Here is a 20,157-nt window from a genome sequence, read left to right on the forward strand (position 1 = left end):
GGTGCGAGACCTCGATGGCTGACGCCGACGACGTACGGCGCCTGGCGCTGGCGCTCCCCCACGTGGCCGAGATCGACAGCGACGGCTTCGACTTCCGGGTGGCCGGCAAGGGTTTCGTCTGGTCGTACCCGGAGCGCACGCCGGGCCGGCCGCGCGTGATCCGGACCGACATCGCGGTGCTGTACGTCGGCGACGAGGCGGAGAAGCAGGCGCTGCTGCTCGGCGAGCCGGACCTGTTCTTCACCACGCCCGCCTACGACGGCCTGCCCCTGGTCATGCTCTGGCTGGCGCGGGTGGACGCCGACCGGCTCGCCGAACTGGTGACCGACGCGTGGCGGATGCGCGCACCGGACGAGGGCACCGGGCGGTTCAGCCCGGGGTCCGGGCGAGAAAGCGCAGGCCCTGCCTGAGGAACGTCCGCGGGTTCGTGTCGAGATGCCGGGCCCACGGCGGGTCCGTCTCGCCCCGGAGCCAGGCGTAGCGGGCCAGCGCGTACCCGAACATCGGCTCGGTCAGGTAGCCCAGCCGCGAGGTGCGGTAGCCGCCGGCGTCACCGGCGTACTCGAACGCGGAGTTCGCCGCGAAGACGCCCAGGCCGAAGAAGACAGTGAGCAGGTCGGTCAGCGGCTCGTGGTCCTCGCGCCGCGGGGAGATCCGGCCCTCGGCGAGCAGCAGCACGTGGCCGAGCTCGTGCGCGATGGTCGCCACCAGCGCCATCGGGGCGTCCGCCTGCTCGTCGGCTATGCCGATGACCGACCGGCCGTCGCGCATCCGGTGATGCCCGGCGGCGCCCCGTGACCTGGAGTTCAGCGGCACGTGTGCGGAAAGCTCCGGGTCGGCGTCGTCGGAGTAGTGCTCGAGGTCGATCCGCGCCGGGTCGATCTCCATGTGCGCGCAGAGGAGACCGAGCACCGTCCTGGTGTCCTCGCGGGTGCCGCGGTAGGCGCCGGGGAAGAAGTCGTCGGTCGGCAGGAGCACGGTGCCGCGCAGCCGGTCCGGGCCGAACTCGGCGAGCAGCCAGTCCAGCGACGTGTCGATCCAGTCCCGCTCGACGTCGCGTACCGGGCACCGGGCGCTCCCCCACCACCACATACGGCGATTGTGGAGTCACCGGTCAACGATGCGAGGGGCGTCGAAGTTCTGGTTGTCGATCAGGATGCCGGCGCGGCGCTGCGGCGAGCAGGCGGCGAAGTAGATGCGTTGCGCCTGGACGTAGCGCCGCATGCCCGGGTGTTCGGGGTCGGGGTCCGTGCCGTCGCGGACCGCCATCCGCCGCGCCGTCACGGCGAACGGGACGTCGAGGAAGACCGTCAGGTCCCAGTCGTTCACGACCTCCTCCCTGTGGAGGAAGAGCCCGTCGACGACGAGCACGGCACCCGGCGGCGCGGTGCGCGGCGGCGGGTCGAGCACGGCGTCGGTGGCCAGGTCGTGCGCGGTCGGCCGGTAGCGCCGGGAACCGCCCGGCGCGAACGGCTCCAGGACGTCGTCGCGGAAACGCCGGTAGTCGTACGAGTCCCGCCAGAAGCCCTCCGGTGACTCGCGCCCCAGCCGGTAGCGCACCGCCCGCGGATTGTGGAAGTCGTCGAGCGAGACCCGCACGACGGTACGCCCGAGCGAGCGCGCCGCCGCCGCGAGTTCGTCGGCGAAGACGGTCTTGCCGGAACCGTCCGGCCCGTCGACGGCGACCCGGGGACACGCCCGGCCGCCGAGCACGGGAATCCGGCGCGCGACGTGGCCGAGCACCTCGCGCCGCCGCGCGTTCACCGGTACCTGCTCGCGGCGGCGAAGTACAGCGCCGCCAGCGGCAGCACGCCCACCGGGTACCAGGCCAGGTCGGCGGCGTCGAACCGCACGCCGAGGGCCAGCCGGGCGAGCACGCTGTGCTCGGACAGCGCCGCGGGCACGCCGGTCAGCTGCGAGAGCTCGACGAGCCAGCAGAACGCGACCGCCGCCGCGACCGCCGCCCAGGGGCCGGCGGCCGGCACCACGAGGAACACCCCCGCATAGATCATGGAGGCGTACAGCACGGTGCCCGAGTACTGCGCCAGGGCGCCGGAGCTGTCCAGGACGCCGCCGCCCGCCGCCACCCGGATGCCGAGCGCCAGCGCCAGGAAGCCGCCGGCGGCGAGGACCGCCACCAGCCGTACCCGCCACGAGTCACCCACGACGCGGCTCGCGCCTGGCCTCGATGAGGGTGCGGGCCGAGTGCGCACGGAAGGAGCCGTGCTCGCGGATATGCGCGTCGAGCCGGACGAGGGCGTCCCGACAGCGGTCGACGGAGAAGTCGGGCACCCACCAGACGCACTTGCGGAGCAGGTAGACGACCGCGCCGATGTCGAAGAGCTCCATCCGGCACCGTGCGGTGCGCAGGTCGACGACGCGCAGGCCCGCCGATCGGGCCGCCGCGGCCTCGTCACCGGGATCGCGGGCCAGGCCGTTCCGCGGCAGCGGGCCGGTGAACCACTCGATCAGCTCGAACGCCGACGCGGGCCCGACGTGCTGTGCGAGGTATGTGCCGTCGTCGACAAGCACGCGGGCGATCTCCGGCCAGTCGGGGCTGACCGGGTGGCGGCTGCTCACCAGCTCGAACGCGGCGTCCGGCAGCGGCAGATGCGCGCCCTGCTCGACCTGCACGACCCGCACGCCGCGGGGCGACAGAAGGCGGCGGGCGCGTTCGGCGTTCGGCGGCCACCCCTCGGTGACGACCATCCCCGGCGGCAGGCGCGGGGCCTCGGCGACGATCTCGCCGCCGCCGGTGTCGATGTCCAGGGCCGAGCCGGCCTCGGCCAGCCGCGACGCGAGCAGCCGCGCGTATCCCCACGGCGGCCGCTCCTCGGTCGCCCGGCCGTCGAGCCAGCCGAAGTCCCAACCGGACACATCGGCCGCTGCGGCCTCGCGGACCAGATCATCGAACGTACGCACGCCGAGATCGTCGCACAGGCAGGCTATTGACCGACCGGTCGGTCAATAGCTAGGGTCCGGGGATGCGCACCCGCGATCCCGACGCCAAGCGCGACGCGCTCCTGTCCGCCGGCGTCTCGCTGGCACACGAGGACGGACTCGGCCAGGTCAGCGTCAACCGCGTCGTCGCGGCGGCCGGCGTCGCGAAGGGCACGTTCTTCCACCACTTCGGCGACCGCGCCGGGTTCCTGGTCGAGCTGCACCGCCGCTTCCACGACCGGCTGGCCGAAGACATCTCCGCGGCCATCGGCGACCTGAGCCCGGGTCGCGACCGGCTCCTGCTGGCCACCACGGCGTACCTCGACGGCTGCCGGCGCGACCAGGGCACGCGCGCGCTGCTCGTCGAGGCGCGGGCCGAACCGGCCGTCCGCGCCGAGATCACCCGGCGCAACGCGCAGTTCACCGCGCTCGCCGCCGCCGACTTCGCCGCGCTCGGCCGGCCCGGCGCCGAGGCCGCCGCCCAGCTGTGGGTGGTCATGGCGGCGGAGGTCGCCGTCGCCGAGTCGGCCCGCGACGCCGTCATCGCGCCGCTGCGCGACGCGCTCGCCGGCTTCCTGCCCGGAGGGCGGGGATCGCATGCACCGTGACCCCGCGACCGTGCCCACGTCCGCCGGGCCCGTCGTCGTGCACCGCTCCGGCTCCGGACCGGCCGTCGTGCTCCTGCACGCCAACCCCGGCGACAGCCGGGACTTCTCGGCCGTCCTGCCCGCCCTTTCCGAGCACTTCACCGTGTACGCGGTCGACTGGCCCGGCTACGGCCAATCGCCACCGCCGCAACCGCCGTCCTCGGCGACCGCCATGGGTTACGCCCTCCTCGTCCCGCAGGTGCTCAACGCGCTCGGCATCGAGCACGCCGCCTTCATCGGCAACAGCGTCGGCGGTTACTGCGCCGTCCGGTTCGCGCTGGAGCACCCCGGGCGGGTCCGGGCCCTGGTGCTCGTCAACAGCGGCGGGTTCACCCGGCCGACGCCGCCCGGCAGGGCCTTCGTCCGCGTCAAGGGCACCGAGGCGGCCACCCGGCTGCTCGCGGGCCGGCTCAGCCGCCGCTACCTGCGCCGCCGGAACCGGACCGTCGCCGAGATGCTGGCCCGCGACGACGCGCGCCGCGACGACCCGGCGGCGATCGCCGTCGAGGCCGCGATCTGGCGCAGCTTCAACGATCCCGCGCACGACCTGCGGGCGGCCGCCGGCGGCCTCACCGTCGCGACCCTGCTCGCCTGGGGAACCCGCGACCCGCTGCTCGGCCGCGACGGCCGCCGTGCCCGCCGCCTGCTCCCCCACGCGACCTGGTCGCCGCTGCCGACCGGGCACGCGCCGTACGCCGAGGCGCCCGGGGAGTTCCTCGCCGTCGCGCTGCCGTTCCTGCGCCGGCACACCCGGGCCGGTGCGTAACGCAGAACACACCGTTCCCAGGGCATCCAGGTCGGAAAACCGCGCGAGTTTGTCGTACCCATTCGGCAGAGTGTCAGGGGTGACAACGCAAACCGGTCCTGACGTTCAGGCACCCCTCGCCGGCGCACCCGTGGCCGCTCCCGCCGCCGCTCCCGCCGCGCTGCGCCGGTGGCTGCCCCACTTCCTGGTGCTCGCCGCGATCTGGGGCACCAGCTTCCTGTTCATCAAGGTCGGCGTCCGCGAGCTGCACCCGTTGTGGCTCACGTTCGGCCGGGTCGCCGCGGGCGCGCTGATCCTGCTGGCGGTGCTCGCGGTCACCCGCGACCGGCTGCCGCGGGACGCCCGGCTGTGGGGACACCTTGCGGTGGTCGCGCTGCTCGGCGTGGTGCTGCCCTTCACCCTGTTCGGCTTCGGCGAGCAGCGGGTGTCCTCGGTGCTGGCCGGCATCTGGAACGCGGCGACGCCGCTTGTCGCGCTGCCGCTGGCGGTGCTGCTGTTCCGCACCGAGCGGATGACCGTGCGCCGGGCCGCCGGCCTCGGCATCGGCTTCACCGGCGTGCTGGTGGTGCTCGGCGTCTGGCGCGGCGTCGGCGGCGCCCAGCTCACGGGGCAGCTCATGTGCTTCGGCGCGGCGATGTGCTACGCGGTCGCGATCCCCTACCAGAAGAAGTTCATCGCCGGGCGCGCCGGCAGCGGCGTCTCCATGGCCGCGGCGCAGTTGCTTGCCGCCCTCGCCATGCTCGCCGTGGCGGCGCCGCTGCTGGCCGGCCCGCCGCCGGACCCGACCGGCCTCTCCACCGACGTGCTGCTCTGCGTGCTGGCGCTCGGCGCCCTCGGCACCGGCATCGCGTTCGTGCTCAACTTCCAGGTGATCCGGGTGGCCGGCGCCAGCACCTCGACGTCGGTGACCTATCTGATGCCGGTGGTCGCCGTCCTGGTCGGCGTCCTGGTCCTGCGCGAGCACCTGCACTGGAACCAGCCGGCCGGCGCCGCGATCGTGCTGGCCGGCGTCGCGGTCTCGCAGGGCCTGCGGCTACGCCGGCGGGCCGCCCCGGCCGGCGTGCGGCCGGGAAATGCCTGGACAGACGGCGGGAAAGCGCAAGACGCGCGAACAGACGAATAGCGCAGACGACTACCTTCCGGTAACACCCGTGGGTAACGTGGCGCTTGCCAGGCCCCGGCGGGGATGAGCATCTTCACGGGGCGTGCCAGCCGTACCCAGGTCAAGGGGGTAACCGTGACCAAGCCGGCCGACGTCTCCGAGAAGCAGGCGCGACAGGTAGCCGAGGCCGCTCGCCAGTCCGAGTGGCGCAAACCGAGCTTCGGGAAGGAACTGTTCCTTGGACGGTTCCGGCTCGATCTGATCGATCCCTGGCAGGCCGCGGAATCCTCCACCGACGCCGACGACTTCCTCGCCAAGCTGGAGGCGTACCTCCGCGCCGAGGTGGACGGTGTGCGCATCGAGCGGGAGGGCCGGATCCCCGACGAGGTCTTCCACGGCCTGGCCCGGCTCGGCGCCTTCGGCATGAAGATCGACAAGGAATACGGCGGCCTCGGGCTGTCCAACCTGCACTACTGCAAGGCGCTCACGCTCATCGGCTCGGTGAACCCCGCCCTCGGCGCGCTCCTGTCGGCGCACCAGTCGATCGGGGTGCCGCAGCCGCTCAAGCTCTTCGGCACCGCCGAGCAGAAGAAGGCGTTCCTGCCCCGGCTGGCGGCGGGCGAGGTGTCCGCGTTCCTGCTCACCGAGCCGGACGTCGGTTCCGACCCGGCGCGCCTCGGCACCGTCGCCGAGCCCGTCGAGGGCGGCTACCGGCTCAACGGGGTGAAGCTGTGGGCCACCAACGGCACGCTGGCGACCCTGCTGGTGGTGATGGCCCGGGTGCCCGACCGCGGCATCACCGCGTTCGTGGTGGAGGGCGAGGCGCCCGGCATCACGGTGGAGCGGCGCAACGAGTTCCTCGGCCTGCGCGGGCTGGAGAACAGCGTGACCCGGTTCCACGACGTGTTCGTGCCGGCGGAGAACCTCATCGGCGGCCTGGGCAAGGGCCTCAAGATCGCGCTGACCACGCTCAACACCGGCCGGTTGTCGCTGCCCGCGCTCTGCCTCGGCGCGGCCAAGTGGTCGGTCAACATCGCCCGGGAGTGGTCGGCGGAGCGGGTCCAGTGGGGCCGCCAGGTCGGGCAGCACGAGGCCGTGGCCAAGAAGATCGCATTCATCGCCGCCACGACGTACGCGATGGAATCCATGTTGGATCTCTGCTGCACCATCGCCGACGACGACCGCAACGACATCCGCATCGAGGCCGCCCTGGTCAAGCTCTTCGCCAGCGAGATGTCCTGGCTGGTCGCCGACGAGCTGATCCAGGTACGCGGCGGCCGGGGCTACGAGACGGCCGAGTCGCAGGCCGCCCGCGGCGAGCGCGCGGTCGAGGCCGAGCAGATCCTGCGCGACCTGCGGATCAACCGCATCTTCGAGGGCTCGACGGAGATCATGCACCTGCTCATCGCCCGCGAGGCGGTCGACGCGCACCTCTCCGTCGCCGGCGACATCATCGACCCCGACGCCGGGGCCGGTCAGAAGGTCAAGACCGGGGCGCGGGCCGGCGCGTTCTACGCGCGGTGGCTGCCGACCCTGGCCGTCGGCCGCGGCCAGCTGCCGAAGGGCTACGGCGAGTTCGGCGTCCTCGCCGCGCACCTGAGGTACGTCGAGCGGGCCTCGCGCAAGCTCGCCCGGTCGGTCTTCTACGCGATGTCGCGCTGGCAGGGCAAGCTGGAGCGCAAGCAGGGCTTCCTCGGCCGCGTCGTCGACATCGGCGCCGAGCTGTTCGCGATGTCGGCGGTCTGCGTGCGCGCACAGGGCGAGCGGCAGACGCATCCCGAGGGCGTCGAGCTGGCACACGTCTTCTGCCGGCAGGCGCGGCTGCGGATCGAGGCGCTCTTCACCGCGCTCTGGGACAACACCGACGCACCGGACGTCGAGGTGGCCCGGCGCGTGCTCGACGGCCGCTACGCCTTCCTGGAGGAGGGCATCATCCTGCCGCCGGGCGACGGGGCCTGGGTGTCCACGTGGGAGCCGGGGCCGACCACGGCGGAGGACGTCCGCCGGCGGATACCGCCGGCCTGAGGCGTTTACGGGGGTTAGCCCCACCCCGGTTGGGGGGATCACCGGCTGGAGACGCATCGACGGGCTTCGTACGGTCAAGGCTCCTGGTTCGCCTGGATCCCTTGGAGGGGGCCTGACATGCGAAAACACCTCGGCCGACTCGGCCTGGCCGCCGCACTGACGGCGGCCCTGGTGGCCGGCACCACGGTGCCGGCCACCGCCGCGACGGCACACGACGGCCGGCGGCTTCAGGCCGCGCTCGACGACCTGCACGACCTCGGCATCACCGGGGTGCAGGGGCTCACCCGCGTCGACGGCGACACCGTCCGCGCGCGGGCCGGCGTCGGCGACCAAGAGCGGGGGTCGCCGGTGCCGCTCGACGGCCACTTCCGGATGGGCAGCAACACCAAGACGTTCGTGTCCGTCGTCGTCCTGCAACTCGTCGGCGAGGGCCGACTGTCGCTTGACGACACCGTCGAGCGGTGGCTGCCCGGGCTCGTCACGGGCAACGGCAACGACGGCCGCCGGATCACGGTCCGCAACCTGCTCCAGCACACCAGCGGGCTCTACAACTACACCGGCGACATCACCGCGCTCGGCTCGCAGGAGGACTACCTGGCGCACCGCTACGACCACTACGAGGCGGAGGACCTCGTCGCCCTGGCGACGAAGCACGAGCCCGGCTTCGCGCCCGGCACCAGCTGGGACTACTCCAACACCAACTACATCCTCGCCGGAATGATCATCGAGCGGGCGACCGGCCGGGCCTGGGCCACCGAGGTACGCGCCCGCATCCTGCGGCCGCTCGGGCTGAGCCACACGTCGGAGCCGGGCGACCGCCCGTACCTGCCGGCGCCGCACGCCAAGGGCTACCAGCAGTGGGCACCCGGCGGCGCCCTGCACGACACCACCCGGTTCAACCCGACCGTCGCCGACGCGGCCGGCAGTCTGATCACGACGCCGACCGACCTGGCGCGCTTCTGGCAGGCGCTCCAGCGCGGCCGGCTGCTCAAGCCGCGGCAGATGGCGCAGCTGCACCAGACGGTGCTCGCCGAGACGTTCCAGGACTACATCCCCGGCGCGCGCTACGGCCTCGGCATCATGTTCATCCCGAACCGGTGCGGCGGCTACTGGTCGCACGGCGGCGACGTGCCCGGCATGAGCACGGCGAACGCGGTCGACGCGGACGGTGACCGCGTCGCGGTGCTGTCCCTGTCCACCCAGCTCGCCGACGAGGAGCCGGCCGCCGCGGTGTCCCGGCGCACCTTCCGGCTCATGGACGACGTGATCTGCGGACCCGCGTAGACGGCGACCGTGGGGATGCCGGCCCGGCGCCCGGGCCGGCATCCCCGTCACGATTCGTCGGGAATGGAGGCGGCCAGATCCAGGCGGTAGAGCACGCTGCGGTGGGTCGGCCGGTAGCCGAGCGCGTCGTTCGTCCGGCGCATCGCCACGTTGCTGTCCGCGGTGTCCGCGAGCAGCCCGGCGAGCCCGGGGAAGCGGGACCGGGCCCGGCTGATCGCGTCCGCCTTCATCCACCGGGCCAGGCCGTGGCCGCGGTGCTCGGGCAGCACCCCGGTGCCGTAGTGCTGACCGTCGCCCGTGCCGTCGCCCGGCACCACCAGCTCGGTGAAGCCGGCGATCTCCCCGTCCGCGGCCACCGCCGCGACGGTGAACAGCGTCTCGCCGCGCCTGGCGACCGCGTCGGCGATCGCGTGCAGGCGCTCGACGTTCCAGGGCTGCGGTACCTGGCCCGCGTCGTCCATCGGCATGTCGTCCATCGCCCGGCGTGACCGGGCGAACGTCTCCGCGAGATCGTCCGGCACCGTCCCCTCCCACTGGACCAGCCGGTAGCCGGGCACCGGATCCGCGACCGGATCGGCGCCGGCCAGCTCCAGCCGGGTGTAGGTGAGCGCCAGCACCCGCCGCAGCCCGCGCGCCGCGCAGAACCGGTCCCCCGCCGAGTCCTCCGGCACCGCCTCGGTGAGCACGCCGTGCAGCCCCAGCTCGCCGGCCGCACCGGCGACGGTCTCGAGCAGCCGCGTGCCGACGCCCGCGCGCCGCTCGGCCGGGTGCACGTGGAGCTCCACCTCGCCCGAGTCGCCGACCGCGGGTACCCGCAGGAAGGCCGTGCCGAGCGGCCGCCCGTCCCCGCCGGCCGCGAGCCAGGCCAGCCGGTAGCTCGACGGGCCGCGGTTGGGGTCGGTCAACGGCGTGATGCGCATGGTCATCCGGCCATTCTTCCGGACCCCGGCCGGTCAGGAGACGGGCGGCGGCCTGCCGGTCATCCGCCGGTGATCGACCAGTGCCAGGCCTCGGACGGCAGGTTCACGAAGCCGTACTTGTGTGCGTGCTCGTCCAGCCAGGCGAACCCGGCGCTGTCGCGGGTGAGCGTGCGGCCGCCGGACGTGATGTCGATGGCCAGGCCCAGCTCGTGCAGCGACCGGCCGGGAATCGCCGTCGGCACCCGGCACGACGAGGCCGGCGCGGTCCAGATGTCCGGGCAGCCGTTGATCTTCCGCAGTTCGATCTGCCGCTTCTTGGTCCGGAACCCGCCGCCGGACAGCACGACGCCGTCGGCCTTCGCGTCGCTGAGCATCCGGCGGAACGCGAACGCGACGCTCCTGTGCACCCGGATGCCGTTGACGGTGGTGGTGTCGGCGACGGCGAACTTGCCCCGGACGGCGGTGACCACGTCCCGGCTGGTCGCGGCGGCGTCGGCGCGCAGTTCGGCCGACTTGTCGAGCGCCTTGAGTCTGCGCTGGTTCGTCTGGACCGCCTTCTTGGAGGTCTCCAACGCGGTGATCGACTTGTCCAGCTCGACGGTGGCGGTCCGGGCGGTGGCCTGCGCCGTCTTCAACGCCGCGGCGGCGGTGGCCGCCTCCTTGCGGCGGGCGGACGCCGTCTCGGCCGCGGCGGTGACGGCGTTCCTGGCCGCGGTGACCGCTGCGGCGTTCTTCGGCCGTAGCTGCGTCGCCACGGTCAGCCGGTTCCTCGCGCTGGCCAGTTCCTCCCGGGCGAGCGCGTACCGGGTACGGGGGCCCGCGTCGGCGGTGACGGCCTTCGTCACGGCCGTCTGCGCGGCCTCGTGCTCGGCCTCGCGCACGGGTACCCGTTCGGCCCGCTTCGCCATGGTGATCCGCTGGGAGGCGAGCTTCTTGCGGAGCGCCACGTATTCCTTGGTCGGGGTGAGGCTGTGGTACATCAGCGACGACCACCGCTTGGCTGCCGTCGGCACCTTGGCCGATGCCGGGCTGGGCGGTCCGGCGACCGTCAGGGCGACGGCCAGCGCCGCGATGATGGCCACGGCGGAATACCGCCGTGATCGGGCTTGCGGTCGGGTCGTCATCGCTGTGCGCTCCTCGGCCTGGACGTCGGCGCGGGGCGGCGGCACATCACCGGACGGTCACATGCCGAAGCGGTCCGCCCGGCGGCGGAAGCCGTACCGGGCGGACCGTAGAGCCCCAGGTCGTCCAGCCGAGTCTCGCGACCGGCGGGTGCAGCACCGGCCCGCCTGGGTAGCGGGCCGGTTGCCGGATGCTACTTACTTACCGGCCTTGAGCAGGATCTTGCCGTCGGCGCGGGCGCAGGTGCCCCAGCCGTTCGAGGTGCTCATCTTCAGCACGTACGCGCGCTTCGGGTCGAGGTCCTTGACGGTGATGTCGCGCAGCTTGGTGGCGGGGTTGTACGTCGGGAGCAGGCTCTGGTTGATCACCTGGTTGCCGACCATCTTGACGAGGGTGGGCTTGAACTGCACGCTCACGGGCCAGTGCGCGGGGTCCGGCCGGCGCGGTCCGGTCTTGGCGTCGCCCACGTAGCCCGGCCACTGCGGGTAGTCGTACGAGAAGACCGCGGTCTTGCCGTCGGGGAGGCGCTTCGCCCTCGCCTTGACGATCACCGTGGGCATCAGGGTGCCGATCCAGTAGCTCTGGTGCGCGCCGACGCCGTTCGCGTTCTCCGGGTACACGTTGATGCGGAAGGACGAGCACTTGTCGACGGTGGGGACCGTGAGGCTCAGCTTCCCGGTGCCGGCCCCGCCCGGCACGACGTACTCGCCGCTCTTCTTCGACCCCTCGAGCACGACGACGCGGTACTGGGTGGCGTCCACCTGAGCAGTCCACTTCACCGTGGTCGTCTGGCCCTGCGAGCCGCCGCGGCTGGCCTCGATACCCATCAGGTGACCCGGCGGGTAGGAGGGAGCGGCGGAAGCGGACTGCGGGGCGACCACGACGGTGCCGGCCACGGCCACACCGAGCACGGCCACGAGGCGCGACATCTTCATGAACTTCTCCTTTGTTTCTTCCTGCTGACACATAGCCAATCGGGCCGGTCTCTCAACCCGCGCTCAAGCGCGGCTCTGGGCTTCCTTCAAGATCCCGGCACAACGAGAAACGGCCCGGCGGATGCCGGGCCGTTTCTCTGGGGGGTATCTCAGGCGGGTACGGGGTTGATCAGGATCTTGCCGTCGGCGCGGGAGCAGCCGCCCCACGCGTTGGACGTGGTCACCCGCAGCACGTAGGCGCGCTTGGTGTCCAGCGAGGTGTAGGTCTTGGAGACCTTGGCGGTGGTCCACCCCGTCTGCGTCGTGGTGACGGTGTTGATCACCTTGTTGTCGATGAGCCGGACCAGCTGGAGCGTGGTGCTGACGGCGATCGTCGGCTTCTTCAGGTTGTCGCCCTTGGCGCCGCCGCCGGGAGCGACGAGGTAGCCCTTCCACTGCGGGGAGGCCATCTCGAACGTCGCCTTGGTCCGGTCCGCGCTGCGGTATCCGCGGGCCTTGGTGACGATCGTCGGAACCAGCGACTTCTCGGTGACGCCGGCCGCGGCGCCCTGGCCGATGGCGTCCTCCGCCCGAACGGTGATCTTGTAGGTGGAGCACTTGTTCGGCGTCGAGACGCTCACGTGGTACAGGCCGTTGGTGAGCGCCTGGGTCGCCGGCACCACCTGGTTGGAGACCGTGGTGACGCCGTCGGTGACCTTGACCCGGTACTTGGTGGCGTAGGTCGCCGGCTTCCAGTACACGTCGGTCTGGGTGGCGTCGGTGGCCGAGCGCAGCTGCTGGAGGCCCATCGGGGCGTTGGGCACCTCGTCGACGGGCGCCTGTGCCGCGGCGGCCGACGCCGCCTGCGGAGCGACCAGCAGGGTGCCGGCGATGGCCGCACCCAGGATGGCGATCAGGCGGGATGACTTCATAATGTTTGGTTCCCTTTCACGTCCCCGACTTCCTTGACGTGGCCAACAATGCCCGGCCAAGGTCAAGCACACCTCAACCGGCGCTCTGTGTTTGCCACGATCAAAGAGCGGCCCACGCCGGCCGGTGACGTGCGGTCAGTCGCCGCTCAGGTCGCGGCGGATCGCGAAGATCGCGCCGACGATCGTCGCCAGGGTCCAGCACAGCAGGATCAGCAGCTTGCGGACGTCGCCCGTCGCCGCGTCCAGGTACGCCGAGAACGGCAGCGGCTCCTGCATCTTGCCGTACATGGCCTCCACGAAGAGGACCCAGGCCGCGAAGCCGATGAACAGGAACGTGGCGCTGCGCACGATCGCCGCGGCGGCGGCGCCGAGCACCGCCATCAGCGGGGCGACCAGCAGGGTGATCAGGTACCGCTCCCGGTCGCCCTGCACGAGCACGATGACGCCGCTCACGGCGGCGAAGCCGAGGCTCACGATCACCGCGGTGACGAGCTGCCCGAGCAGCACCAGGATCCGCCGCGGCCGGGCCAGGTATTGCAGCACGGCCGTCCGGTGCTGATAGTGCTGGGAGACGCCGGTCACCCCGAACCCGAACGCGCCGACCCCGGCCAGCAGCGCCCACATGTCGGTGCCGATCATGCTCAGGACGATGCCGAAGGCGCCGAAGACCGCCAACGACAACGCGCTGGACCGGACGGTCGACAGGCGGTACAGCTCGCTGCGCACCACGGCGATCATCGGACCTCCTCCTCGGCTGCCGCGGGCGCCGCGGCGCTCACCAGGTCGAGGAAGATCTGTTCGAGGTTCGGGGAGTCCGTGGCCAGCTCGTAGATCGGCACCTGGGCCTCGAAGGCGATCTCGCCAGCGTCCTCCGGCGTCAGGCCGGTCACCGCGAGGACATCCCCGTCCGTGCCGACCTGGGCCCCGGCCTGCTCGAACGCGCGCGACAGGAGCTGCGGATCGCGGCCGCGGATCCGCAGCCGCGACGACGCCGAGCCGTACAGCTCGTCCAGCGGCGCCGCGTACCGCACGGTTCCGTGCGAGATGATGACGACATCGTCGATGAGCTGGGCGAGCTCCGCCAGGAGATGGCTGGAGATCAGCACCGTGCCGCCGCTGCGGGCATGATCGCGCAGCAGCTCCCGGAGCCAGGCGATGCCCTCGGGGTCCAGCCCGTTCGCCGGCTCGTCGAGGACCAGCACCGGCGGGTCACCCAGCAGCGCGGTCGCCACCGCCAGCCGCTGCCGCATGCCGAGCGAGTAGTCGCCGCAGCGCTGCTCGGCGGCGGCCTCGAGCCCCACCTGCTCCAGCAGCGGGTCGACCCGGGACACCTCGGCGCCGGTGAGCAGCGCCTGGGTCATCAGGTGCGCCCGCCCGCTCTGCCCCGGATGGCTGATGCCCTGCTCCAGCACGGCGCCGACCTGCCGGGCCGGGTGGTTCAGCTCCCGGTACCGCACCTTGTTGATCAGCGCCGTGCCGGACGTCGGCCGGGTCAGGCCGAGCAGCATCCGCAGCGTGGTGGTCTTGCCCGAGCCGTTGAGCCCGAGAAATCCGGTCACGCGCCCGGGGACGGCGGAGAACGTCACGTCGTCGACGGCGCGGACCCGCCCGTAGGACTTGGTCAGTTCGATCAATTCGATCATCGCGCGCCATCTTGGCACGCGATGTCACGCCTGCTCAGTGTGCGAGGTTCAGCGGGACCACGAAGCCGGTGGAGTTGACGTTGCCGCCGACCGCGTACACGTCGCGGCCGTCCGGGCTCGTCGCGACGGAGTTGGACCGGGACAATCCCAGACCGGCGGCGCAGCTGCCGGTGCCGCTCACCCTGAGGCATCCGGCGTTCCCGGTCAGCTGGGTGAGCACTCCGGTGGTGTTGTCGTGCCGGAACGCCAGCACCGCGTTGTACGCGGAGGCGGCGACGAACGCGAACAGCCCGTCCGGGCTGAATGCCATGGCCGACGGCCCGTCGAGCCCGTTGGCGGCGGTGCAGCCGGTGATCACGGTGACCCGGTAGAGGCACGCGTTCGGAGCGGCGACCTGGGTGAGCACGCCGGTGCCGGTGTTGCGGGTGAACGCGGCGAGGTTGTCACCGGAGACCGCCATCGCGTACGCGGTGCGGCCGTCGGGCGCGATCGCCACGTTCTTCACGCCCGTGAGGCCCTTGACGGCCGTGCAGCCGGTGATGGCGGTGGAGCCGCTGTTGTACACGCAGGCGTTCGGCGCCGCCGGCTGGGTGAGCACACCGGTGCCGGCGTCGCGCTGGAACACCGCGACGGCGTTGCTGCCCGACGACGCCACGTAGAGGCTGCCGCCGTCGGGCGACAGGTGCAGATAGGCGGCCCCGTTGAGGCCCTTGCCGGTCGCGCAGCCGCCGACCGCGGAGTTGGTGACGCAGCCGGCGGTGCCGGCGAGCTGGGTCAGCGCGCCGGTGCCGGAGTCGCGGGCGAAGACCGTCACCGAGTCGGACACGCTGGAGGCGACGTAGACGAACGCGCCGTCGGGGCTGACGGCGACGCCGCCGGCGCCGTCGAGGACGCGGCCCGAGGCGCAGCCGGTGACGGCGGTCGCGGCGCTGTGGTAGAGGCACCTGTTGGGTGCGGCCAGCGCGCTCAGCACGCCGGTGCCCGGGTCGCGGCTGAGCGCCGTGATCGTCGAGCTGGTGGCGCCGGCGGCGTATACGTGCCGGCCGTCCGGGCTGATGGCGACGTCCTGCACGCCGTTGAGGGCGCCGGGCACCGCGGTGCAGCCGGCGAGGGTGCCGTTGCTGAGGCACCCGATCTGGGTGAGCGCCCCGGTCACGGCGTCGCGGGAGAACTCCGCCACGCCGCTTCGGATGCTGTCCGGGCTGTAGCTGGTGGCGACGTAGACGTGCTTGCCGTCCGGGCTGACCACCGCGCTGCGGCCCGCCGCGATGGCGGTGGCCGCGGTGCAGCCGCCCGAGCCGTCGTAGCTGAAGCACGGCGCCGTCTGGGTCAGGCCGAAGGTGGCGCGCGCCGTGAACGAGGAGGCGGGGTTCGAGGTGCTGGCCGAGAAGGCGGCCATGCTGGTGGGCAGCAGGCCGAGGCCGACCAGGCCGAGGACCGCAAGCAGCGCCAGCCCGGCGCGCAGGCCGCGCCGCGCCCGCGGTGTGTCGCCAGCCATCAGAGTCCTCCCACCGGGACTACGTCGGCAGGAGGGCGCCGGACTTGAACCTTCCCGCCCAGCGGCGCGGCACGACCGGCAGCCGCAGCGCCAGCGCCAGCAGGGCGAGCACCGCCGCGCTCTGCGCCACGAACATCGCCGGGCTCCCCTCGCGCATCAGCAGCGTCGCCAGGCCGACCCGGGGCACGAGCAGCCGCGCGATCCCGCGCACCTGCTCCGGCGCCGTGTGGAAGGAGTCGTCGCTGCCGTTGGCGTCGCCGCGCGTCATCAGCCGGCCCCGCTCGTCGAACCCGACGACGCGGTGGGTCACCGTCTGGCCGGGGTGCAGCGCGTCCGGCACGGTGACCACCTGGCCCACCGCGGGCCGCCAGTCCGGCGCCGGCGGGGACGAGATCACCACGTCGCCGCGGTGCACCCGCGGGCCCATCGAGCCGCTGACGATCACCGCGGAGCTCCAGCCCCAGGAGAGCGGGAGGACGGACCAGGCGACGACCGCGGCGCCCGCCGCCAGCAGGCCGATCGCGACCAGCCGCGCCAGCGGGAGCGACCAGCGCATCGTCACCACGGCGCGCCCTTGCGCGCCCGGTGGCGCCCCTTGTACCTGCGTCCCGGCGCCTCGGGCCCCGAGTGGTCCCGGTTCGCGGTGTCGGCGGGGACCGTGATGGTCGCCGGCGGGGGTTCGAGAAGTACGGTGTTCATGGTCAGCTCGCCGCCTGCCAGTTGAAGGTCGCGTTCGCGCCGGTGCCCTGCGCGGCGTCCGGCGTGGCGGCGTTCACGGTGTAGTTGAAGCGGTAGGTCCTGGTCTGGGCCGGGCCGGACGGCGCGAACGTGCCGACGCCCGTGGTGAAGTCGGTCTTGCCGGTGCCGAACGCGGCAAGGGTGCCGGTGAAGTCCGTACCCGTCGGCGTGAAGCCGGTGCAGGTGCCGAAGTCGCCGCCGGTGCCCTCCTCGATCACGAGGTCGACGTACGGGGCCAGCGCACCGGACACCGCGCTGCTGTACAGCTTGACGGAGCCCGACAGGCTGCCGTTGTAGGTCAGCTTGATGCACTTGGAGCCGGTCGAGCCGGGCCGCAGGTTGTTCGCGGTGAACATCGCCGTGCTGGTGTCGTCGTCGGCGAGGCCGACCGTGCCGGCGTTCCACGCGTCGGCCGCGTTGCTCGTCGACGCGGTGAAGGCTGCGCTCGACGCCTGCCACATCACGCCGGAGCTGACGGCGATCCCGCCGACAACCGTCGCGGCCGCCGCGACAATGCCCACTGCACCCTGCATCAGAACGTCCTTCCCTAGACCGGAGCCCTGCGTGCCATCCGGTGCTGTCGAGGGAAGAAGTCGGCTGCGCAGGTCAACGCAGCCTCAACCGGGCTTCAAGGAGGCGGCAAGTATCTGGGGGCGGCTCAGCTCAGCTCAGCTCAGCTCAGGTCGTGTGCGCTGTCATAGCCGTAGTCACCGTCGGTATCGGTGACGTGGATGCCCTCCGGCATGCGCACCGGCGGCGGATCCGTGGGCTGCTGGGCGCGGACGTCGGCGTCGTGCGCCTCGTCGTACTCGTAGTCGTCACCATCCGGCTGCGGTACAGCCGTGCCGTCCGCCATGGCGAACCTCCGCGGGACTCGGTCTGCGCGGACGGTGTCCGCGTCCCCTTCATGCTGCCCATCCGCCGCCGCCGGCGCCAGGGATTCCGGGCGGTTCGTCCGCTTAGGGCCTAGGCGCCGATCAGGCCGAGCCGGAACGCGGCGTCGCGGGCGAGCAGGAAGCCGACGATGCCCACGATCCACGCCAGCGCGTTGCTGTTGACCATCCAGTCGCTGATCCGGGTCAGCAGCGGCGTGACCCGGTCCCCCGCGGCCAGCCGCGCCGCGAGCAGCAGCAGCGCGGGGACGATCATCAACAGGCAGTAGCCGGCCATGACCAGCGCGACCCCCGCCGGATCCAGCCCGGAGGTGGTCAGCAGCCCGATCGCGGCGAGGTACGGCAGCATTGTCGTCACCTCGGCGGCGGCCGCCGCCAGCGCCAGGCCGGCGAGGCCCGCGACGCCGCCGCGGTCGGCGAGGGCGCGTTCCCGCCAGCGGATCAGGCGGCCGCCGCCGGAGGACTTCCGCCTGCCGCGGTCCAGCCGGAAGCTCACGAAGAACAGCGCGACGCCGAGGACGAGCTGGGCCCACGCCACCGGGCGGGTGCCGAGGAGGCCGCCGATCCGCGGCAGGAAGGCGCCGGCACCCAGCGCGACGGCGAGCCCGACCGCGAAGTAGAACGCGGCGACCGTACCCAGGAAGATCGAAATACGGCCGGCACGCGCCGGGCCGGGTCGCAGCAGCAGCCAGATCGGGATCAGCAGGGTCCCGAAGCTGGTGGAGTCGATCAGGGCGAGTGCGGCAAGCGAGCCGAGGAGCGCGAGGTCCATGCCGGCACCCTGCCGTGCGCGCGGCACCGGCCGCGTCGCCCGAAGGATGGCCGGGTACGCCGGGCGTACATCCTTCGCCGGACGCCCGCCCGGGCGGTGCGTGGTGAGATGGGCGGGTGGGGGTGAGAGCGCGCTGGCGGAGCAGCACCCGGTTCCAGGACGTCGTGACCGCGGCGGGAACCTTCGCCGCCGGGTACGCGTTCAACCTGGTCGGCCTGACCGATGTCTGGTCCTTCGCCGAGGCCGGCCGGCTCGCCGGCGCACCGGCCTGGTGGCACACGGTCCTGCTGGCCGCCGGCTGCCTCGCCATGCTCGGCAAGCGCCGCCATCCCATGCTCGCGCTCGGTGCCGGCGTCGTCGCGGCCGCCGCCGACATCGCGCTCGGTGGCAGCGTCGCGCTCGTGCTGGTCCTGTTCGACCTGCTCTTCTCGGCCGGGCAGTTCGCCTCCGCGCGGGCCCGCGCGGCGCTGACCACGGCGGTGTTCGTGGTCATCGGCACGGCGAGCGTCGTCGGCGGGCTCGCCGCGGGCGAACTGCGCATCGCCGTCTTCATCGGCCTGCAGCTGACCACCCTGCTGTTCGTGCCGCTGTGGTGGGCGGCCAACATCCGCCAACAGCGGCAACTGGGCGCCCTCGACGCCGAGCGGACCGCCCGCGAGGCCGTCCTCGCCGAGCGCGCCGCGATGGCCCGGGACCTGCACGACGTCATCGCCGCGCACCTGTCCACCACCGCGATCCACTCCGGCGCGGCCCTGGCCCGGCCGCCGGACACCGAGCGGGACCGGGCCACCATCCAGGCCGTGCGCGCGAGCAGCCTCGCCGCCCTCGAGGAGATGCGTTCCATGATCATGCTGCTGCGCGCCGACGACCCGGCGGCGGCGGACCCCACCCTCCCGGGCGGCCTGGACCGCCTGCCCGACCTGGTCGCGGAGGCCGCCGCCGGCGGGTTGCGGATCGAGGCCCACGCCGCGGAGGTGCCCGGGATCGCGGCGGTGGTGTCACACGCGGTGTACCGCATCGTGCGGGAGGCGCTCACCAACGCGGGCAAGCACGCACCGGGTTCGGACGTTCGCCTCGAGGTCCGCCGGGCCGGTGACCGGGTGACCGCGACCGTCACCAACACCCTGACCCGGGCCGGCGGCGTCGACCATCACGCGCTCAGCTCGGGCACCGGCCTGGTGTCGCTGCGCGAGCGGGCCGCCCTGCTGGGCGGCGAGCTCACCGCCGGCCGCGACGACGACCGTTTCCTGGTACGCGCGTCGCTGCCGCTGCGCCCGGCCGAGACGCCGTGAACGACCGGCCGATCCGGGTCGTGGTCGCCGACGATCACGCCGCCATCCGGGCGGGCATGCGGCTGATGCTGGAGCAGGCGCCCGACATCACCGTGGTCGCCGAGGCGGCGGACGGTGCCGTCGCGGTGCGCCAGGCGACGGCGCTGCGCCCGGACGTCGTGCTGATGGACATCCGGATGCCCGGCACCGACGGCATCAGCGCCACCCGCGCGATCACCTCGGCCGGGCTCGCCGACGTCCTGATCCTCACCACCTTCGACTTCGACGACTACCTGTTCGGCGCGCTGCGCGCCGGCGCGGCCGGCTTCCTGCTCAAGTCGGTCGAGCCGGCGGCCCTGATCGACGCCGTACGCCGGGTCGCGGCCGGCGACGGCTTCCTGGCGCCCGAGGTGACCCGCAGGCTGCTCACCGCGTTCGTCTCCGCCGGGCCCGCGCCGTCGCCGCCGCCGGCGCCACCGGCGTTCGAGATCCTCACCGAACGCGAACGCGACGTGCTCGCCGCGCTGGGCCGCGGACTGTCCAACGCCGGGCTCGCCGCGGCGCTGTCCATCAGCGAGGCGACCGCGAAGACGCACGTCTCCCGGGTGCTCGCCAAGCTCGGCTGCTCCTCCCGGGTGCAGGCCGCGATCCTCGCCAAGGAGGCCGGCCTCGCCTGAGCGCCCGAGCGGT

The 20,157-nt window shown here is 73.0% G+C and carries 24 protein-coding genes; 8 read left to right on the forward strand and 16 right to left on the reverse strand.

The window, feature by feature from the left end; genetic code table 11:
* The first annotated feature begins 14 nt into the window (after positions 1-14).
* Complete coding sequence (locus tag BJ971_RS24080; RefSeq protein WP_184995490.1) at positions 15-410, forward strand: MmcQ/YjbR family DNA-binding protein; 396 nt, start codon at positions 15-17, stop codon at positions 408-410.
* Here BJ971_RS24080 and BJ971_RS24085 read toward each other — a convergent pair.
* The 4 genes from BJ971_RS24085 to BJ971_RS24100 are packed head-to-tail and all read right to left on the reverse strand — an operon-like array spanning position 370 to position 2,922.
* Positions 370-1,092 (reverse strand): hypothetical protein, encoded by a 723-nt coding sequence (locus tag BJ971_RS24085; RefSeq protein WP_184995491.1) that lies wholly within the window; start codon positions 1,090-1,092, stop codon positions 370-372. The two genes, BJ971_RS24080 and BJ971_RS24085, sit on opposite strands and share 41 nt — an antisense overlap.
* A gap of 15 nt (positions 1,093-1,107) precedes the next feature.
* Positions 1,108-1,764 carry a nucleoside/nucleotide kinase family protein gene (locus BJ971_RS24090; protein WP_184995492.1) on the reverse strand — a complete coding sequence of 219 codons (657 nt, stop codon included), beginning with the start codon at positions 1,762-1,764 and terminating at the stop codon, positions 1,108-1,110.
* The gene (locus BJ971_RS24095) at positions 1,761-2,165 is read right to left on the reverse strand and encodes a ribosomal maturation YjgA family protein (protein ID WP_184995493.1); all 405 of its coding nucleotides are present in this window, start codon (positions 2,163-2,165) and stop codon (positions 1,761-1,763) included. The genes BJ971_RS24090 and BJ971_RS24095 overlap by 4 nt, the downstream gene beginning before the upstream one ends.
* On the reverse strand, positions 2,158-2,922 hold the full coding sequence (locus BJ971_RS24100) for a class I SAM-dependent methyltransferase (protein ID WP_184995494.1): 765 nt from the start codon (positions 2,920-2,922) through the stop codon (positions 2,158-2,160). The genes BJ971_RS24095 and BJ971_RS24100 overlap by 8 nt, the downstream gene beginning before the upstream one ends.
* Positions 2,923-2,984: 62 nt before the next feature.
* Between BJ971_RS24100 and BJ971_RS24105 the strand changes: the two genes are divergently transcribed.
* From BJ971_RS24105 to BJ971_RS24125, 5 genes are all read left to right on the forward strand, one after another.
* A complete protein-coding gene (locus BJ971_RS24105; RefSeq protein ID WP_184995495.1) occupies positions 2,985-3,548 on the forward strand; it encodes a TetR/AcrR family transcriptional regulator in 564 nt (187 codons plus the stop codon).
* Positions 3,538-4,353 carry an alpha/beta fold hydrolase gene (locus BJ971_RS24110; protein ID WP_184995496.1) on the forward strand — a complete coding sequence of 272 codons (816 nt, stop codon included), beginning with the start codon at positions 3,538-3,540 and terminating at the stop codon, positions 4,351-4,353. Before BJ971_RS24105 ends, BJ971_RS24110 begins: the two co-directional genes overlap by 11 nt.
* A 130-nt stretch (positions 4,354-4,483) precedes the next feature.
* Positions 4,484-5,476 carry a DMT family transporter gene (locus BJ971_RS24115; protein ID WP_239087659.1) on the forward strand — a complete coding sequence of 331 codons (993 nt, stop codon included), beginning with the start codon at positions 4,484-4,486 and terminating at the stop codon, positions 5,474-5,476.
* 63 nt (positions 5,477-5,539) lie between these two features.
* Positions 5,540-7,480 (forward strand): acyl-CoA dehydrogenase family protein, encoded by a 1,941-nt coding sequence (locus BJ971_RS24120; RefSeq protein WP_184995498.1) that lies wholly within the window; start codon positions 5,540-5,542, stop codon positions 7,478-7,480.
* A gap of 117 nt (positions 7,481-7,597) precedes the next feature.
* On the forward strand, positions 7,598-8,764 hold the full coding sequence (locus tag BJ971_RS24125; RefSeq protein WP_184995499.1) for a serine hydrolase domain-containing protein: 1,167 nt from the start codon (positions 7,598-7,600) through the stop codon (positions 8,762-8,764).
* A gap of 47 nt (positions 8,765-8,811) precedes the next feature.
* On the opposite strand, the gene BJ971_RS24130 is transcribed toward BJ971_RS24125, so the two are convergent.
* The 12 genes from BJ971_RS24130 to BJ971_RS24185 form a co-directional block, all read right to left on the reverse strand.
* Positions 8,812-9,690 carry a GNAT family N-acetyltransferase gene (locus tag BJ971_RS24130; protein ID WP_184995500.1) on the reverse strand — a complete coding sequence of 293 codons (879 nt, stop codon included), beginning with the start codon at positions 9,688-9,690 and terminating at the stop codon, positions 8,812-8,814.
* A 53-nt stretch (positions 9,691-9,743) separates the two neighbouring features.
* On the reverse strand, positions 9,744-10,766 hold the full coding sequence (locus BJ971_RS24135; protein WP_239087652.1) for a M15 family metallopeptidase: 1,023 nt from the start codon (positions 10,764-10,766) through the stop codon (positions 9,744-9,746).
* 237 nt (positions 10,767-11,003) lie between these two features.
* A complete protein-coding gene (locus BJ971_RS24140) occupies positions 11,004-11,741 on the reverse strand; it encodes a hypothetical protein (RefSeq protein ID WP_184995502.1) in 738 nt (245 codons plus the stop codon).
* 149 nt (positions 11,742-11,890) lie between these two features.
* Positions 11,891-12,652 carry a hypothetical protein gene (locus tag BJ971_RS24145; protein WP_184995503.1) on the reverse strand — a complete coding sequence of 254 codons (762 nt, stop codon included), beginning with the start codon at positions 12,650-12,652 and terminating at the stop codon, positions 11,891-11,893.
* 135 nt (positions 12,653-12,787) lie between these two features.
* A complete protein-coding gene (locus tag BJ971_RS24150) occupies positions 12,788-13,390 on the reverse strand; it encodes a hypothetical protein (protein ID WP_184995504.1) in 603 nt (200 codons plus the stop codon).
* Entirely contained in the window at positions 13,387-14,295 is a 909-nt protein-coding gene (locus BJ971_RS24155; protein ID WP_184995505.1) for an ABC transporter ATP-binding protein, read from the reverse strand. Before BJ971_RS24155 ends, BJ971_RS24150 begins: the two co-directional genes overlap by 4 nt.
* Positions 14,296-14,329: 34 nt before the next feature.
* Positions 14,330-15,793: a lactonase family protein gene (locus BJ971_RS24160; protein ID WP_184995506.1), complete on the reverse strand. Its 1,464-nt coding sequence runs from the start codon at positions 15,791-15,793 to the stop codon at positions 14,330-14,332.
* Positions 15,794-15,812: 19 nt separating this feature from the next.
* The gene (locus BJ971_RS24165) at positions 15,813-16,358 is read right to left on the reverse strand and encodes a S26 family signal peptidase (protein WP_184995507.1); all 546 of its coding nucleotides are present in this window, start codon (positions 16,356-16,358) and stop codon (positions 15,813-15,815) included.
* Positions 16,352-16,492 (reverse strand): hypothetical protein, encoded by a 141-nt coding sequence (locus BJ971_RS24170; RefSeq protein ID WP_184995508.1) that lies wholly within the window; start codon positions 16,490-16,492, stop codon positions 16,352-16,354. Before BJ971_RS24170 ends, BJ971_RS24165 begins: the two co-directional genes overlap by 7 nt.
* Positions 16,493-16,494: 2 nt before the next feature.
* Entirely contained in the window at positions 16,495-17,064 is a 570-nt protein-coding gene (locus BJ971_RS24175) for a hypothetical protein (RefSeq protein WP_184995509.1), read from the reverse strand.
* Positions 17,065-17,204: 140 nt separating this feature from the next.
* On the reverse strand, positions 17,205-17,387 hold the full coding sequence (locus BJ971_RS24180) for a hypothetical protein (protein ID WP_184995510.1): 183 nt from the start codon (positions 17,385-17,387) through the stop codon (positions 17,205-17,207).
* Between the two features lie 110 nt (positions 17,388-17,497).
* Positions 17,498-18,196 (reverse strand): GAP family protein, encoded by a 699-nt coding sequence (locus BJ971_RS24185; RefSeq protein ID WP_184995511.1) that lies wholly within the window; start codon positions 18,194-18,196, stop codon positions 17,498-17,500.
* Positions 18,197-18,312: 116 nt separating this feature from the next.
* Between BJ971_RS24185 and BJ971_RS42265 the strand changes: the two genes are divergently transcribed.
* Both BJ971_RS42265 and BJ971_RS24195 read left to right on the forward strand, forming a co-directional pair.
* A complete protein-coding gene (locus tag BJ971_RS42265) occupies positions 18,313-19,488 on the forward strand; it encodes a sensor histidine kinase (RefSeq protein ID WP_184995512.1) in 1,176 nt (391 codons plus the stop codon).
* Positions 19,485-20,144 carry a response regulator gene (locus tag BJ971_RS24195; RefSeq protein ID WP_275411388.1) on the forward strand — a complete coding sequence of 220 codons (660 nt, stop codon included), beginning with the start codon at positions 19,485-19,487 and terminating at the stop codon, positions 20,142-20,144. The genes BJ971_RS42265 and BJ971_RS24195 overlap by 4 nt, the downstream gene beginning before the upstream one ends.
* Positions 20,145-20,157 lie beyond the last annotated feature (13 nt).

The organism is Amorphoplanes digitatis (assembly GCF_014205335.1).
GTDB lineage: Bacteria > Actinomycetota > Actinomycetes > Mycobacteriales > Micromonosporaceae > Actinoplanes > Actinoplanes digitatus.

Bases quoted from the DNA above. Each gene is read 5' to 3' on its own strand.
- BJ971_RS24080 (WP_184995490.1), top strand. From the start codon at position 15: ATGGCTGACGCCGACGACGTACGGCGCCTGGCGCTGGCGCTCCCCCAC.
- BJ971_RS24085 (WP_184995491.1), bottom strand. From the start codon at position 1,092: ATGTGGTGGTGGGGGAGCGCCCGGTGCCCGGTACGCGACGTCGAGCGG.
- BJ971_RS24105 (WP_184995495.1), top strand. From the start codon at position 2,985: ATGCGCACCCGCGATCCCGACGCCAAGCGCGACGCGCTCCTGTCCGCC.
- BJ971_RS24110 (WP_184995496.1), top strand. From the start codon at position 3,538: ATGCACCGTGACCCCGCGACCGTGCCCACGTCCGCCGGGCCCGTCGTC.
- BJ971_RS24120 (WP_184995498.1), top strand. From the start codon at position 5,540: ATGAGCATCTTCACGGGGCGTGCCAGCCGTACCCAGGTCAAGGGGGTA.
- BJ971_RS24125 (WP_184995499.1), top strand. From the start codon at position 7,598: ATGCGAAAACACCTCGGCCGACTCGGCCTGGCCGCCGCACTGACGGCG.
- BJ971_RS24130 (WP_184995500.1), bottom strand. From the start codon at position 9,690: ATGACCATGCGCATCACGCCGTTGACCGACCCCAACCGCGGCCCGTCG.
- BJ971_RS24140 (WP_184995502.1), bottom strand. From the start codon at position 11,741: ATGAAGATGTCGCGCCTCGTGGCCGTGCTCGGTGTGGCCGTGGCCGGC.
- BJ971_RS24145 (WP_184995503.1), bottom strand. From the start codon at position 12,652: ATGAAGTCATCCCGCCTGATCGCCATCCTGGGTGCGGCCATCGCCGGC.
- BJ971_RS24150 (WP_184995504.1), bottom strand. From the start codon at position 13,390: ATGATCGCCGTGGTGCGCAGCGAGCTGTACCGCCTGTCGACCGTCCGG.
- BJ971_RS24155 (WP_184995505.1), bottom strand. From the start codon at position 14,295: ATGATCGAATTGATCGAACTGACCAAGTCCTACGGGCGGGTCCGCGCC.
- BJ971_RS24160 (WP_184995506.1), bottom strand. From the start codon at position 15,793: ATGGCTGGCGACACACCGCGGGCGCGGCGCGGCCTGCGCGCCGGGCTG.
- BJ971_RS24170 (WP_184995508.1), bottom strand. From the start codon at position 16,492: ATGAACACCGTACTTCTCGAACCCCCGCCGGCGACCATCACGGTCCCC.
- BJ971_RS24175 (WP_184995509.1), bottom strand. From the start codon at position 17,064: ATGCAGGGTGCAGTGGGCATTGTCGCGGCGGCCGCGACGGTTGTCGGC.
- BJ971_RS24180 (WP_184995510.1), bottom strand. From the start codon at position 17,387: ATGGCGGACGGCACGGCTGTACCGCAGCCGGATGGTGACGACTACGAG.
- BJ971_RS24185 (WP_184995511.1), bottom strand. From the start codon at position 18,196: ATGGACCTCGCGCTCCTCGGCTCGCTTGCCGCACTCGCCCTGATCGAC.